This is a genomic window from Candidatus Koribacter versatilis Ellin345, assembly GCF_000014005.1.
GTDB classification, from domain to species: domain Bacteria; phylum Acidobacteriota; class Terriglobia; order Terriglobales; family Acidobacteriaceae; genus Korobacter; species Korobacter versatilis_A.
In genome coordinates this window covers 1020384-1035656 of record NC_008009.1, presented here as the reverse complement: position 1 = coordinate 1035656, position 15273 = coordinate 1020384, and the positions used below count along the sequence as shown (strand labels likewise).

Genomic DNA, 15273 nt, shown 5'->3' with positions numbered 1-15273 from the left:
TTACTCCTGCTTTAAATCCTGAGTAGACGGACGACTCGTGGAATCACGATGGAGCGCAGTGCGGGCGTGACCCCATTCCAATTTCGGATCGATGGTGATGGACAACCACGCTGCTACGTTGTTTTGCGGGGTCGCCGCCAGCAGCGGGAAACTCCAGTGCTCGTACTGAACAAATCCAGACAGGGCGATGTTTTTCTTCACTAACCAGTCGGCGCGAACGTTGTAATCCTTCTGGCCGCCGCCGCCCGGGATATACCTGTAATCCACCGTTCCCGTCTTGAAGCCCACCTGGATGTCGTTGCGCGCGTTAAACCAGTAGGTACTGGTCGCCTGTATGGCACGCCCGCCTCGTCCGATTGTATTTCCAATGATAAAGCCGTTTTGGGTATATCCGTCCTTGTATATGCCGTTGTAGTAAACGAAGTGACCAACCGTCGCTTCGGAGTGGATATCCGTGGTTACCCCTTCCACACGGAGATCCAGACTCGGCAATCCTGGAAGCTTCGGCATGTAAATACCGGGGTTCCAGGCCGCGCGGTGCGGAGCAGAAAGCGGTAAAGGGTCATCATCCGTAAAGGAATCTGTATAAATCGTGACCCAATCGCGCAAACCCGGCACGCGGTAGCTTGCATCGAGTCCGCCTTTACGGTCGCCCGGATCGCTGTTCGAACGATTGCTTCCGAGATTGTCTCCGACACTGAAATAACTATGGATGATGCGCCCGAGAGTAAACCCATTGCCTTCGCCCAGGAATACGGTCATGCGCGTAAAGCCGACCTCAAGATTGTCAGTCGGCTTGAGAGTGACCTTTTCTCCATGCATGAACGGTCGTGCCGGGAAAGAATGTCCCGACAACTTTCCAAAGAAAAACTCGGTGCGGATATTCCCCAAATACTTAAGAAACGAGGGCAGCCGAACCGGATTCACTTGATCAAGCCTCAACATATACGGAGGGTCAATATTGTTGCTGAACAGCAATGCCCCGCTGGTTCCGGGACCGTACCAAAGGCTTTGCTTGCCGAAAGTTAGCTCAAAGGCTCCGAACGCCACACCGGCGTATGTGTCCAGCAGATTGAAACGGTCTCGCTGATCTTGCGGAAACAGGAGAGGAGCACTGCTCGTTTGATCAATTTTCGCGATAACGCTTTGTACATTCGAATCGAAGCCCGGCAAAGCTGGAGCATGCTGATATTCACCGCGAAACGCGATGAAGAATCTTCCCCGCTGTGCGCGCGCGCTCATCCCAACGACCGCGTTTACGCCTTGACCGAATGGCCTGCCAAAATCATTCGCGATGGTTTGGCCGAAGTGCCAACTGTCGCGCAACGGCTCGTCACCACCGATGCCCATAACTCGACCGTAGACCGAATCGATTGTGACCGTCTGGCTCGGGTCCCCACCTAGATACCCTAGTTCCGGCTGGAACTCATCTGCGAGCTGGTTATACATCTTGGTCGCGTTGAGGTCACCGGGCCGCAAAGACTGTGCAGCTTCGTGAACGAGTCGCGCGCACATCAGGCGTGTCCAAGGCCTGAGACCCATGAACTGCGTGTGCGTGTAGCCAAGGGCACGCAGGCGATCTAACGCCGGATAAACCCAACTATCGAGCGGTACAAACGTCGAACCGATGGTCGGCTGACTTTGCGGGAAAGCTGCCACACTAACGGTAGTACAAGCCGCCAAAGCCAATAGCGCGCAGGCCACGCCTCGTCTGGCGCGCTGCACCAGCTTTCTCAGATGGTACAAACGATTCTCCCAAGGGGGTATCAATCGGGATCGCGACGCGTCGATCCATTACGTACGAGCCGGAATTAAAAGCCACTGCATGGAATCCGTGCAGCGTGCTGCGTTTCCACTCGCCCCAGTTTGCTCGCACGTTTTTTGTGTTAGCACTATGTTTACATAATGTTGAGCGCCGGGCAACTCAGAATTCTTCTTAGCACTGGGGGTACCACTCACTAGTGGCCACCCGCCGCCTCTAAGTGCTGCGTTTGGCACGTGCCTTGACGATGGGCGGCCAAAGAACCAGGTGGTTACTGTCTGACCAAGGGCAGGTTCGAATCTGGCATCTTCACAGATGTGCTAGTGGGGAAACTGACTGGCCGAATTCCTGATCGACCTGATCGACACGCGCTAGCCGGAAGAGTTGAAGGCAGCACAATACCTTTCCGAATGAGGAAGCAGTGTTTCCGCTTCCCAAATAGGGATGAACATCTCATTACATCTCCACACGATTAATGCTTGAGCAACAAACACCATTTAACGTAGCCACATCGGCGCCCAGAATGAGCTGACCTGGCGCGTGGATTGCAGTTCGATGGGTCTCGGTTGGCACGGTCGGCAAATGGATGATTGCCAAGAATGAATTTAGGGAGTGAGATGAATTCAACTTACGAAACTCAAGCAGGCGGATGCAATTCGGATTTGCCAAATGCGCGCGGGCAGTTTGTTCCGATCAGCTCTGGCTCGAAATGTGATATTTGGGCCCAGGAAAACGGCGCGACTGGGCCCAGCATACAGAAATCGGAGCCCACTTTGCTGCAAGAACCGACCACATCGGAAATCGAGACGCTCAACTCCTATGCTATGTTCTACCTCGATTTCGAGATTGAGTGATTAAAACGTCTCTGAGCACACTTTGGTTGTGATCAGGTATGGATCCCTAGAATATGTACGTAACATCGAACTGAAGACGCAGGAGCCATGGCTCGACCCTCCCGGTCGAGTTGAGTATCCCGATCGGACGACCGATTAGCGCGGTCGCTCCTAGCTGAACGCTATTCTGCAGTTGATAAAACGTATCGACACGATGCTCGGTTACGTTGGTCCCCTGGCGCATGTCGCTGTAGTTGAAATTGCCAAGCACGGCTTCGCGATCAACAAATATTCTTGCATATCCCGACTGCCAATCGCCTTTCTTAAGCAGACGGCCAACACGCGCTTCCAACCAGTATCCGCGGCGTTCCGACGCACGGCACGTCGCATTCAGCGACTGCTTGTAAATGACGCTGGAGGTATTCGCGGGGACGGTCTGTATCTCGCTGAGATTGCCGCAGGCTTCGGTGTTCTGCACAAAGTCTCCGATGAGAGTCAGCGGCGCTCGAGGGTGAGCGGTATCAATGTCGAACCGCGCGATGTTGTCGAACAGCCCGAACTTTGATGCGAACTGAGCATTCGTAACCGAACTGACGCCGGTCGGATACGAAATGCCGTTCACCGTGACAACGTTGTTCGCAGTCGTGGTGTAGATCGAATTCTGGACCGGGTTACCACCCGCTTGCAGCGGCAATGCACCGGCAAGGGGAGTCTGGGGATTCTTAGCGCTCGCCTTCGCCAGCGCGATCGCGATCGCGTCCGCACCATGGAAGTCATAAAACCCGGAGTAGGCGTGAAAGCGAACGCGCGGTCCGAGTTGCCAGTGGGTTTGCAACTGGCCCCCATAAGTAACGCTCTGCACGATGCTCTTGTTGGTCGCGTCCATACGCGCCACTTCCGCAAAGGGAAGTTCGAATCCAACGACAGAAATCCCCTTCAGTACCGGTTGTGATTCGAAGGTGAAGTCAAGCTTCTGTGCAAACCCCTCCGGGTTGAGGTCCTTATCCCAGGTGAGTTCGGTATTCACCCAGGGATAACGGAACTTGCCCCCAGTTAGAGTGAGCGCGCGGAATGCATGCGGTTTGTAAGTGAGAAATGCCTGGTCGAGAGCAACGGCTTTTCGTGTGTAGAATCCGCCGAGCGTTTGATTTGTGGAGATCGGATCGTTGACGTCGCCGCTGGCTAGCGAGAGGCCGGTCTCGAATTGATCACCTAAATCCGCCGTGGCGTTGAATCGCGCCCGCACCCGTGCTCGAGTGCGAACCAGAGAATGATCGTCTGGCCCATCAATGAAGGCTTCGCCGCGGAGACGAATGTCGCCACTAAAGGAGATGGGTCCAAGCCCCTGGATTTGTCGCTCGAGGTTGCGGATGCGTTCGTCTGTACTTCCGCTGGTCAGCTGTCGGTTGACGTTGGAAACGACGGGCTGATTTGCTGGCTCTTGCGGCCCGGCTTGACTGGGCGGGGGCGTGCTGGTTGTATCCGCAACCAGGGCTTCTCCGCCCCGGTGTTCCAGCTTTTCGATTCTTTTCTGTTGAGCGATGACGAGTTGCCGTAGCTCTTCGACCTGTGCGCGAAGATCGTCGTCAGAGCTTGTCTGTGCTTTTGTTGCAGAGGACTGCGCGACGACTGAAGTCGCCGAAACCAGCAGCAATAAGGCAATTCGAGCATAGGGCGCTGTGTGCTGCAGCGTCATGTACTTTTCCTCTTCTTTTTTCAAGCAAAAATGAACCGCCGGGGTCACCGGCGGTAGAAGGACGACGATCGTTCGATCGAGATACACGTCCGCTACGGCGCCGGCAAAGCGTCCTGCATGCGACAACATTGGCCGCTGGTCACAACTGCGAGTTGTTGGAAGGAACTGGGTCGGTGCATGTCGTTAGGGTTTCTCGGAAGTTGCCGACGGTTGGATGTGAATACCGCACTCAAGCTTGTGGCCGCCCCATCGGCCAGATCGAGGATCGCCCTCGGAGGGCAGGCTCGTGCAGGGCTCACATCCAATGCTGGAGTAGCCCTTCTCATAAAGGGGAAGCAACGGGATGCCATGTGCCGAGGCGTACGTCCACACATCCCGGGTGCTCCACTCGGCAAGTGGGCTGACCTTCTGAATCTCCGTTCCGGTTGGCAGCGTAAAGAGATCGATCGACTGCAGCGCCGATCGACTCTTGGACTGCTCACGGCGCAGCCCCGTGAACCATGTCGAATAATTCTCCAGGGCGCGGAACAGCGGTTCTACTTTTCGAGCACCGCAACAGCGGTCCGGCGCAGTTTGGTAAAGAATGCCAAACGCACTCTCCTGCTCGGCCACGGATTGCTTGGGCAGCAGATTGATTAGGTTCAGCCGCCATTTCGAGGCGATCTCGTCCCGGTACTGATAGACCTCCGCGAAGTGATATCCGGTATCGAGGAACAGTACGGGGATGTCAGGCACCACTTGCCGAAGCAGGTCAAGCACCACGACGTCTTCTGCCTGGAAGCTGCACGTCAAGCACGGTCGCTTCGCGTGTTCGATGGATTCCTGCACGAGAGCTTGCGCAGCGGCAATTTTGGCCTGGAATCCGAGATCGAATGTTGTGCTACTCATGAGCGATTTTCTCCTCCGTCAGCAGCGCAACGATCTTTTCAACAATGCTGTCGGGTGTAGCGGATGTCTCGACTCTGTACTCCACGGACAAACGCGTTTGACGTGAGAAAGAGCGGATCCGGGAATAGTGAACGTCAGGGCCTTCCAGGAGCAGGACCAGTCGAGGCAGATGCAAGCGCTGCAGCAACCGGTCAGGATCGAGCTTCGTGCGAACCACCAGGTATCCACGATCGAACAATTTCTGCTCGACCGCGTCCACGACAGCTCCTTTGCGCAGTTCAACGATAGGAACGTGATGTTTGCTTAGTGATGGGTTAACGACAAACGAACGGATCATTCCGGCAGCGACGGTGGAGTTCGTCTCCGGATCGATCAAGATGAAGCTCCCCGTAGTGCGATTGTCGCGGTATGAATCGCCTACCAGGGGGCGCTTGGTTTCGATCTCCACGATCGCGATGTCGTTCATGTGCAACACGAACGATTGTTCCGTTTCAAACGTCTGCACATTCACTCGGTTTTTGATTGTGATTGCGGTGGTGGGCACCACCTGGGCGGTGTGTTTCAGCAGATATCGCTTGGCGGGACGGAACTCAGCTGAATCCATCCAGACGAGCGAGGCCTCGAACCGCTTTGCCACCGTGGGAGGCGCATCTGCCGCTGCGATCACGTCCCCACGGCTGACATCCACTTCATCCTCTAGTGTCAGGGCGATGGAAAGTGGGGCTTCAGCGGATGGCAAGTCTCCATCGAACGTGGTGATGGAACGCACTCGGCTGCTTCGGCCTGACGGCAAGACAACCACTTGATCCCCGGGCCGCACTGCGCCCGCGGCGATCTGTCCCGCAAAGCCACGGTACTCCTGGTGTGGGCGAAGCACGCGCTGCACCGGAAGACGAAACGCGACCTCCGAAGCGTTTTCTACCGGAACGGTTTCCAGAAACTGCAACAAACTTGGGCCGTCGTACCAAGGAGTGCGGGCGCTGGTCTCAACGACGTTGTCTCCATCCAATGCACTGATGGGAATCGTGACGAGACTCGGTATCCCGAGTCCATCGCCGAGGCGCTTCAATTCCAGCGAGTGGGCGGCGAACACCTCGGGCGAAAAATCCACCAGGTCCATCTTGTTAATTGTCGCCACCACCCGCGGGATCCCCAGCAGGGCGGCAATGTAGAGGTGACGGCGCGATTGAACGAGCACCCCTTTGCGCGCATCGATGAGCACGATCGCGAGATCGGAAGTCGAAGCACCCGTAGCCATGTTGCGCGTGTACTGCTCGTGGCCCGGAGTGTCGGCGATGATGAACTTCCGTTTCGCAGTTGAAAAGTAGCGATACGCTACGTCAATAGTGATTCCCTGCTCGCGTTCGGCACGAAGCCCATCTGTCAGTTGTGCAAAATCCACCACCGATGTGCCAAGCGAAACATCGTGGCGCGTCACCGAACGAACATGGTCCTCATAAACGTTGCGCGAGTCATAGAGCAGGCGACCGATGAGTGTGGACTTGCCGTCGTCCACGCTGCCTGCAGTGCTGATGCGCAGAATGTCCTTGGCTTGTTCCTGCTCCAGAAAACTCTGGATATCAGAATCGGCATTGTCTTCGCGAAGAGTGAACACTGTAGCCATTAGAAGTATCCCTCACGCTTCTTGATTTCCATGGAGCCTTCCTGATCGTGATCGATAACACGGTTGGCACGTTCTGATGTGCGAAATGCCACGAGTTCGGCGATGATCTTCGGAACTGTATCGGCGTCGGAGCGAATGGCGCCGGTGCAGGGACTGCATCCGAGCGAACGCAATCGGCAGCGCACCGTCTCTTCGCGGCCCGGCAACCCAGTAACAAACGGTTGTTCGATGGGTATCAAACTATCTCCGCGAACCAGCATTCTCCGTGGCTGTGCGAAGTAGAGCGGAACAATCGGAATGTTTTCCAGGTGGATGTAATGCCACACATCCAGTTCCGTCCAATTCGATAGCGGGAAGACGCGGATGCTCTCGCCAGGCGCTACGCGCGAGTTGTAAAGGTTCCACAACTCCGGACGCTGGTTCTTTGGGTCCCATTGGCCCGCACGATCACGGAATGAAAAGATCCGCTCTTTCGCGCGTGACTTTTCCTCGTCGCGGCGTGCTCCGCCGAATGCGGCATCGAAGCCGTAATGCTGCAGCGCATCTAGCAACGCGGTAGTCTTCAGGTAGCCGCAGCATTGCTTGGTTCCAAGCGCGACCGGGTTGGTTCCTTTCGCAATTGCCGATTCATTGCGCCACACCAGTAGCTGCAACCCCAGCTCTCTCGTATAGGAATCGCGAAATTCCAGCATCTCGCGGAACTTGTAGCCGGTATCCACATGCAGAAGCGGAAACGGGATGGGGGCTGGATAGAACGCCTTTTGCGCCAATCGCAGCATGACCGAGGAGTCCTTCCCGATCGAATAGAGCATCACCGGCCGTTCGAACTCCGCGGCCACTTCGCGGAAAATGTGGATGCTCTCCGCTTCAAGGAGCTTTAGGTGACTGAGGCGCCGCGCACTGGATTGAGCTGGCGCTTGTTCTGCAAGCGATGTCATTGTCATCCCTTTTCCATCTCGCGATTTCGAGCTGCAATTGTCATGTCAATCATTAGGGCGTCGCGAATCCCCATCGGCGCTGCACGGCGCGTTCGAGTCCGCGGAAAAAGAGCGTGTCCACCAGCCAACCGAGCGCGACGATGAGGAGCATCACGGCGAAGACCTGGCTGATGTCGTTGAGGTCGCGGCCCATCATCAACAACTGACCCAGGCCGAGAGTTACGAAGATCATTTCGCCGCTGATCAACGAGCGCCATGCGAACGCCCATCCCTGCTTAAGCCCGGAGATTAAGTACGGAAGGCTCGCTGGCAGCAGCACGTGGACCATTAACTTCCATCCATTGGCGCCGAGATTGCGGCCGGCGAGCGAGTAGATCTTCGGTATGCTTCGCAAGCCGGACTCCACCGATATGGTGATTGCCAGGAGAGATCCCATCACCACCACAAACAAAATCGCCTTCTCTGTGAGTCCAAACCACAAGATGGCAACCGGTAGCCAACAGATACTCGGAATGCTCTGCAGGCTGACGATGAGTCGTCCGGCAGTTTCCGACAGGAAGCGACTGTAGGTAATCAGAAATCCGAGGCCAACGCCGAGGAGGCAGGAGATCGCGTAGCCGATTGCCACGCGCTTCATGCTGACTGTTATGCCGATCCAGAAACTGTGGTCGCTGAATCCCGCTCGCAGCGATTCGAATACTGTCAGCGGCGTCGGAAACAGGTACGGCGGCCAAAGTTTCAGGAGCGCTACAGATTCCCAGAGCACGAGCAGCGTGGAGTAAAACGCGATTTGTTGCAGGGCTTTACGCATGGCTGTACTCTGCGCGAACGGCTTGATCGATCTCGCCTCGCAATTCCGCCAGGATCTCCGCCGCTTGCGCCGCCACTTCGGGATCTTCGAGCGCGCGCGGACGATCCAATTCAATGCCGAACTCGCGCTTGATGCGCCCAGGCCGGTAGGTCATCACGACGACGCGGTCGCCCAACCGCACTGCTTCGCGCACGTTGTGGGTGACAAACAGGATTGTTTGGCGCGTCTCTGCCCAGATCCTCTCTAGCTCGTCGTGGAGCAGGTCGCGGGTTTGCGCATCGAGTGCCGTGAAGGGCTCATCCATTAGCAGCACGCTCGGCGCCAGCGCCAGAGCGCGCGCCAGGGAAACCCTTTGTCGCATGCCTCCGGAAAGTTGGTGGATGTAGCTGTTCTCGAACTGCGAAAGATGAACCAGGCGGATGAAGTGTCGTGCTCGATCCGCGCGTTCGCGCCGCGAGAGGCCTTTCATCTTGAGCCCGAATTCCACATTTTCCCGAACGCTGAGCCAGGGAAACAAACCGAGATCCTGAAAAATCAGAATGCGATCTGGGCCTGGTCCGTTGGTCGGAATGTCGTCGATCCGAACTTCACCGCCCAAGGGCTTTTCGAGTCCGGCGATGATGTGAAGCAGCGTTGATTTTCCGCAGCCGGAGGGACCCACGACGCAGAGAAATTCCCCACGGCGCACTTCCAGATCGATCGCTTGCAACGCCGTAAGCTGCTCGCGGCCGTGTGCGAATCGCTTCGTGATTCCACGCACCGAGATCTTTGTCTCAGCGACAATCGGGGATGGTAATTCCACTAGCGCTGCCATCTTCTTCTCCAATTCCTATTCAACGTTCGGCAAGTTCTTTTCGCGTAACACCTGGTTGAGCAGCTCAAAGCTGTAAAGGCGACTCAGGTCTGGCCTTTGCTTGAGGAAACCCGCTTGATAGGCGCGTTCCGCAACAACGGTCAACGACGAGCGGATTGGGTCATAGGTGATTTCGAGCCGGCTGAACGCCTCGTCCAACACTCGCGAAGGCAGTGCTCTACCGGTGTCGCTCTGAATTTGCCGATTAACAATCGCCTTCGCTTCGCCAGGGTTCTTGTTGATCCAGTTCGCCAGTTCCACGTGGACGCTCAACCACTTCTTCACCAGGTCCGGATGCTCGCGCAGAAATGCCGTCCGTACCACGACCTCCGTGACGGCGAACCGGTGGTCTGGCCAGAGGGAGCGTTCATCAAGAAATATCTGGCCATCGGCTTCCTGAATCAGCCGCGCAGCCCAGGGCTCCGGCGCCCATGACGCATCGAGCTGTCCCTTTTGAAAGAGTGTGAGCTGATCGGGATTGGCGAGCGGGACAATCTGCACGTCGCCACCTTTGTCGGTGCTCTTAAGGTGGTTCTGCAACAGCCAGGCCCGCAGAGCGACATCCTGTGTATTCCCCAGTTGTGGGGACGCTACCTTCTTGCCGCGAAAGTCTTCAACGTTCCGAATGTTCGCGCCCTTACGCACCACCAGAGAAGCGCCTCCACTGGCGCCTCCGGCAACCACACGCAACGCCTCGCCTTGAGATCGGATGTATCCGGTGATCGCTGGATTAGGACCGACATAAAGCAAGTCGACGGCGCCTGCGAAAAGCGCCTCGATCCCCGACGGCCCGGCGTTGAAGGTCTTCCACTCGAGTTTTGTGGCACTCCCCAGGGCTTGTTCAAAGCGGCCGTTCGCGCGACCGACGAGTGCCTCCGCATGCGTAACGTTTGGGAAATAGCCCACGCGAATCGCCACCTGTGCGGGCAACAGGGCGGCCGCCAGAAGGAAAAACAATAGGGCAGTAACACTCCGCGCTTTCAATCGCAGGTCCTTTCGAGTCAGTTAGGGTTCGGCGCGGTGGGATTTTGGAGCAAAAGAAAAACCACCGGCACGGTTGCGACGGTGGTTTAAGAAGGCTGTATTGCTATGAAATTAGCTCTTCGTTCCTCCACGCGCCAGCATGCTGCAACAGCAGCAACAACACATGGCAACGCTGGAGGTGCGGAAGAACATGGGCGTGATCATAGCGTATCTGCTCAATCCTGACAACTGCCTTTGAGTTGCGGCGATCGCTAGTGACTCCGGGAGAGACCGGAAACGATTCCCTTTCCCTCCAGGATGGCGTAGTAGTGATCGGCTTGGATGTCCTTCACGGTGTCCACTTTGCCCGATGGCCAGCGGACCTCGACGGAGTCGATTTTCGTTGCGGTTCCGAGTCCGAAATGCACCCGGAGATCGTTCTGCGACAGATAGCTGCCGCCGCTATGAATTTCATCGGTCTGGGTAACTCCGCCCGCTGTGATCTTCACCTTGGCGTTGAGTGCCAGGCGATTGCTCTTGGTACCCGCCAACTCAAAACTCACCCAATGGTTTCCGGGGACGCCTTTGTTGCGCAGGATCGTCGGGCTGCCGTCGAGGTCTTCAACCACGATATCGAGGTTGCCGTCGTTGAATAGATCGCCGACAGCTACGCCCCGCGAGACGCGCTTCTCGGCTAGGGCTGGACCGGCCTTGTCGGCGGCGTCGCAGAAGGATCCATCTTTCTGGTTCAAGTAGAAGAGTTTCGGTTGGCGATATCCTCCGCCAGATGGAAGTCCGTCCACCTGCGGATAAACATGACCGCCGACCGCGAAGATGTCGAGCCAGCCGTCATTATCGAAATCCGCAAAGGCGTCTCCCCATTTCACCGATCGCAGCGAAGGCAACGCCACGCCTGACTTGTACGAGACGTCCGTGAAGTTCCAATCGCCATCGTTACGATAAAGAAGGTCGTCTTCATCTTCGAAGTTGGTTATGTAGAGGGAGGGCCGTCCGGTGTGGTTGTAGTCGCCGACGGCGATGCCCATGGAAGCTTGCTCTGAGCCGTCTTCGTTGACCGCGGTACCGGACTCAAGGCCGATCTCTTTGAACTTTCCGTTGCCTTCATTCTTGTAGAGATATTTCGGACTGGAGTCGTTCGTGACGTAGATGTCTGGACGCCCCGAATTGTTGAAGTCAACCCAGACGACGCCCATTCCGAAATATCCCGGGACATCGTCGACCCCGGCGGCCTTGGAAACGTCGGTAAAGGTGCCGTCACCATTGTTGTGGAAGAGAGAGTCGCCCGCACCCCTCAACCCGCGGGGACCGCACTGGACATCGATGCCACGATATTTACAGTTCGGAAGTTTTCCAAAGGGCGGAAGATCGTTGAGACGGAGATCGACGTAGTTCACCACCATCAGGTCCACGTTGCCGTCGCCGTCGTAGTCTCCGAAGGACGCGCCTGTGGACCATCGGCCATCGCGCACTCCGGCTTTCTTCGTTACGTCAGTGAAGGTGCCGTTCCCGTCGTTGTGGTACAGGACGTTGCCACCGAAGCAGGTCAGGTAGAGATCGGGCCAGCCATCGTTGTCGTAGTCACCCACGGCCCCGCCCATGGCGAAGCAGGGCGAATCCAGCCTAGATTTTGCGGTCACGTCGGTAAAGGTGCCATCGTGATTGTTGTGGTAGAGAGCTCCGAGACTCGTCTCTCCTTTCAAGGCCTTATCAACCGTAGGGGCATTGGTGAAATAGATGTCCGGCCAACCGTCGCGATCGTAATCAATCAGAATCACGCCGCCGCTCATTGACTCGACGATGTACTTCTTGGAAGGATCGGAGGTATGGGTGAAGCGGATCCCGGCCTTGGAAGTTACGTCTTCAAACTGCGGGATGGGCCGCCCGTTGCACTTTGTCGACTTTGCGCCAGGAGGAGACGGCATAGGCGCGTTGTGTCCCGTTTGCACAGAGGAAGAAGCCGCCAGGAAAGCGGTAAGGACAAGGGCGGCGACGTGGCGGTTTGCTTCGTACACGCTTTGAAGACCTAAGGATTCTGCTTGGGCGAAGACGACTGTTCGCGCGCCTGGGACTTCAGCTGCTTATAGATTTCCAGTTCGCGGTCCGCCTCGGCAATTCGCGAGCGCTTCCGATACGCAACTTGGAGCTGGTAGTGAATATAGTCTGCCTGGGGATCAAGACGGGCTGCGATTTCCAAGTGGGTGATGGCATCGTCCAGTCGCCCGCGATCCAGCATGATCTTGCCGATCTGATATTGGGCGTTCGCGTGATTGGGCTCTGCAGCCAGAACTTCGTTGAAGAACGCCAGTGCTTCGTCTACGCGGCCTTGCTGCAGACGAATAAAACCAAGAGTGTATTTCGCGTCGAGGTCGCCCGGAACCAGTGCGAGTTCCGCCTGGAAGTCGGAGGCGGCCTCGTTCCACTTCTCCCACTTCAGATATGCCAATCCTTCAAAAAAGTGCGCCTTCGGCAACGAAGGGTCCCGCAGCAAAACTTTCTGGAAAACCGATACCGCGTGCTGGTAATCGGTCATCTCTGTCCAAAGCTGGCCCACCAGAAGTAATGCATCCGGGGAGAGATTGGAGTTCTCGAAGTGATTCAGTACGTCCGCGGCTTTCTTCAGATCGCCAGTCCGAGCGAGCGATGTCGCCCAGGCGTAACCGACGGAGGTATCCTGCATCCCACGATCACCGAGCGGCTCGAAGGTTTTCGCGGCGTCTGCATATTTGTTGCTCCCGAAATACGACATGCCAAGCATCGCCCGAACGGGAGCATCTTGCGGCTGTTCTTCGAGAGCACGGGAAAGCGTACGAATCGCCTCAGGGTAGTCACCCACCTTGAACGCACAGAAGCCGAGATTTCTTGCCAGGCCAGTGGTCGCCGAGTTCCACTTCTCAGCCTGCTGGAGATGTGTGAGCGCCATGCCGTACTGATTGCGCGCCGCCTCAGAGGTCGCGAGATCGTTAAGACTCGCGCCAAGGACGAGGCGAAGCTGGATCTCCTTGCCTTCGGCAGCTGTACGTTGCTCCGGAGAGAGCTTGGCGCGTGAGAAGGTGGAGGCGTCCGGTCTCGCGAATGGATCGGCGTCAGGCGGCGATGTGGGAGTGGTCTTCGCTTTCGCCTCGGTGTTGATCGCGTTTGCCAAATCCGCCCGCGAATCGACTGCATCCTCGAAGCTCAGAGAATTGCGATATAGCTCGACGGCCTGGGCAGAGAGGAGTTCGCTCAAGCGCAGATGTCCAAGTTCCCGTAAAGCGAGTGCTATGACTTTCCGGTTGGCGTCTCCGATAGCTTTCGTATTCCCGGATGCGCGAGCGGCATCCGCGGTCTTGATGCGTCGGGCGAGCTCCACTTCTGCTTGCGAGGCGCTGGCATTGGCTTTGACGATGGGCTTGGATGGCTTCGCCTGCGCCGCAGCGCCGGATGGAAGCCGGAGAGCCACCGCAAGCGTGACGAGTGGGAACAACCAGAGATGCCATCGCGAAACAGACCGCGGGCGGGTGGAAAAGTCCCTCGGGATGACGATGACTTGCACTGCATTCCAGAATAGAGTGACGGGGTTGAAGGTTCAAGCGCCGGTAATTTGCAACGGGGCACGCTTTTGCCTTGTGAACCCAGCAGCGCGATGGAGCTTCATCAGCAGGTCGAGGAAGGCGGAGCACTAGGTGCCATCGCGGCTTCCCAGTCCGGGGTAACGTCGAATCGCAATTGGCATGACAGCCAAAGGGAACACTATCGGAAATGCGCGAGTGAGTGCTCGCTACAGATGCCGTTGATGATGTGGTGACTGGCTTCGTTTTCGCGTTCCGCGAGACGGTATCCGCAAAGAATCTCAAGATCATGAAGATCGTTCATCCGATTGCAGAGCCTCTCAAGCGCGATCACCGCCTCAATATTGCCCTCGTCAAGCAAAAGCTGAACGCATTCGCCGTAAAGTGCAGTCGGCCCATGTTCGAAGCTCGTCGTCTTCTCCAATTGAGCCAAGGTGCTCCCGAGCAGGTTCAGGAACCGATCTGGATCGGGCATTCCCCCTTGCATGATGGCGGTGAGTGTATCGGCTGCATCCAGCATAAAAAGGCGACCGTTAGAGATTTCATCGTCGGTGTCGAGCCCTATTCGTCGCAGCCTTTGAGCGAGTTCGTTTCGATGCGATGTTGTGGCGACCACGATGGCGCCCCGTCTCGACGTTAACGCGGCCCCGATGAATTCCGTGACGTGATCTAAGAGTCGCAGCTCCTCAGAATAGAACCCCACTTCGTGACGGGTGCGCATTCCACGGTGAGGGAGCGCTGCGGGCACAAGTGACGCAAACCGCTTACCAACGAACCTGCTGCCGCTAAGAACCGTCTCGATTGACGCCAAGAGCTCCGTCGCCGCATCTGCTTTAGCGACATATCCATTCGCACCTCGCCGAAATGCCTCCTCCACGATATCGCTGGAGATTTCCTGGCTGAGGAAGATGATTTTAGATCTGGGTGAACGCTGCAGGATTTGTAGGGCGGCATCAAGCCCATTCAGCTTGGGAAGCCCAATGTCGAGAAGAACTAGATCCGGCTGCAAGTCTTCGGCACGCTGGACTGCTTCCACGCCGTCAGACGCTGTACCAACAATCGTCAATTCCTGCGAGTGCTGCAGGATGAGAGCTACTCTTTGTCGCCAGTGGTCGAAATCGTCCACCAGCAGCACTCGCGCCGCCTGGGTGTGCAAATGAGGCCCCCAACTTCACGAAGGGGAACGAAAGCGGCCAGGACACTTAACACCACTACCCTCGAACCCCGGGCAAAATTATATACGGAACCCGAAGGGCGACGAACGCCAAGTCGCGCATTGAAGCGAACTTGCGGCACAGCAACTTCGCGGTCGTTAGTTCGGGACCTGCTTTGCCGT

The 15273-nt window shown here is 56.7% G+C and carries 11 protein-coding genes; all 11 read right to left on the bottom strand.

All coding sequences use genetic code 11. The annotated features are described in order from the left end of the window. The 11 genes from ACID345_RS04295 to ACID345_RS26190 all read right to left on the bottom strand — a co-directional run bounded on the left by ACID345_RS04295 (nt 1) and on the right by ACID345_RS26190 (nt 15072). Complete coding sequence (locus ACID345_RS04295; RefSeq protein WP_011521640.1) at nt 1–1746, bottom strand: capsule assembly Wzi family protein; 1746 nt, start codon at nt 1744–1746, stop codon at nt 1–3. Nucleotides 1747–2662: 916 nt separating this feature from the next. Further along, complete coding sequence (locus tag ACID345_RS04285) at nt 2663–4420, bottom strand: putative porin (RefSeq protein ID WP_011521638.1); 1758 nt, start codon at nt 4418–4420, stop codon at nt 2663–2665. A gap of 54 nt (nt 4421–4474) precedes the next feature. Then, the gene (locus tag ACID345_RS04280; protein WP_011521637.1) at nt 4475–5179 is read right to left on the bottom strand and encodes a phosphoadenylyl-sulfate reductase; all 705 of its coding nucleotides are present in this window, start codon (nt 5177–5179) and stop codon (nt 4475–4477) included. Next, nucleotides 5172–6803 carry a sulfate adenylyltransferase subunit 1 gene (locus ACID345_RS04275; protein WP_011521636.1) on the bottom strand — a complete coding sequence of 544 codons (1632 nt, stop codon included), beginning with the start codon at nt 6801–6803 and terminating at the stop codon, nt 5172–5174. The genes ACID345_RS04280 and ACID345_RS04275 overlap by 8 nt, the downstream gene beginning before the upstream one ends. Next, on the bottom strand, nt 6803–7741 hold the full coding sequence (gene cysD, locus ACID345_RS04270) for a sulfate adenylyltransferase subunit CysD (protein ID WP_011521635.1): 939 nt from the start codon (nt 7739–7741) through the stop codon (nt 6803–6805). Before cysD ends, ACID345_RS04275 begins: the two co-directional genes overlap by 1 nt. Nucleotides 7742–7793: 52 nt before the next feature. Continuing rightward, nucleotides 7794–8552, bottom strand: coding sequence for an ABC transporter permease (locus ACID345_RS04265; RefSeq protein ID WP_011521634.1), 759 nt, complete (start codon nt 8550–8552; stop codon nt 7794–7796). Further along, on the bottom strand, nt 8545–9366 hold the full coding sequence (locus ACID345_RS04260) for an ABC transporter ATP-binding protein (protein WP_011521633.1): 822 nt from the start codon (nt 9364–9366) through the stop codon (nt 8545–8547). The genes ACID345_RS04265 and ACID345_RS04260 overlap by 8 nt, the downstream gene beginning before the upstream one ends. A 15-nt stretch (nt 9367–9381) precedes the next feature. Continuing rightward, nucleotides 9382–10362, bottom strand: coding sequence for an ABC transporter substrate-binding protein (locus ACID345_RS04255; protein ID WP_187148938.1), 981 nt, complete (start codon nt 10360–10362; stop codon nt 9382–9384). Between the two features lie 278 nt (nt 10363–10640). Beyond that, nucleotides 10641–12311 carry a CRTAC1 family protein gene (locus ACID345_RS04250; RefSeq protein ID WP_011521631.1) on the bottom strand — a complete coding sequence of 557 codons (1671 nt, stop codon included), beginning with the start codon at nt 12309–12311 and terminating at the stop codon, nt 10641–10643. A gap of 101 nt (nt 12312–12412) precedes the next feature. Next, on the bottom strand, nt 12413–13852 hold the full coding sequence (locus tag ACID345_RS04245) for a tetratricopeptide repeat protein (RefSeq protein ID WP_049761656.1): 1440 nt from the start codon (nt 13850–13852) through the stop codon (nt 12413–12415). A 266-nt stretch (nt 13853–14118) separates the two neighbouring features. Beyond that, nucleotides 14119–15072 carry a response regulator gene (locus ACID345_RS26190; protein WP_083763664.1) on the bottom strand — a complete coding sequence of 318 codons (954 nt, stop codon included), beginning with the start codon at nt 15070–15072 and terminating at the stop codon, nt 14119–14121. Between the last annotated feature and the right edge of the window lie 201 nt (nt 15073–15273).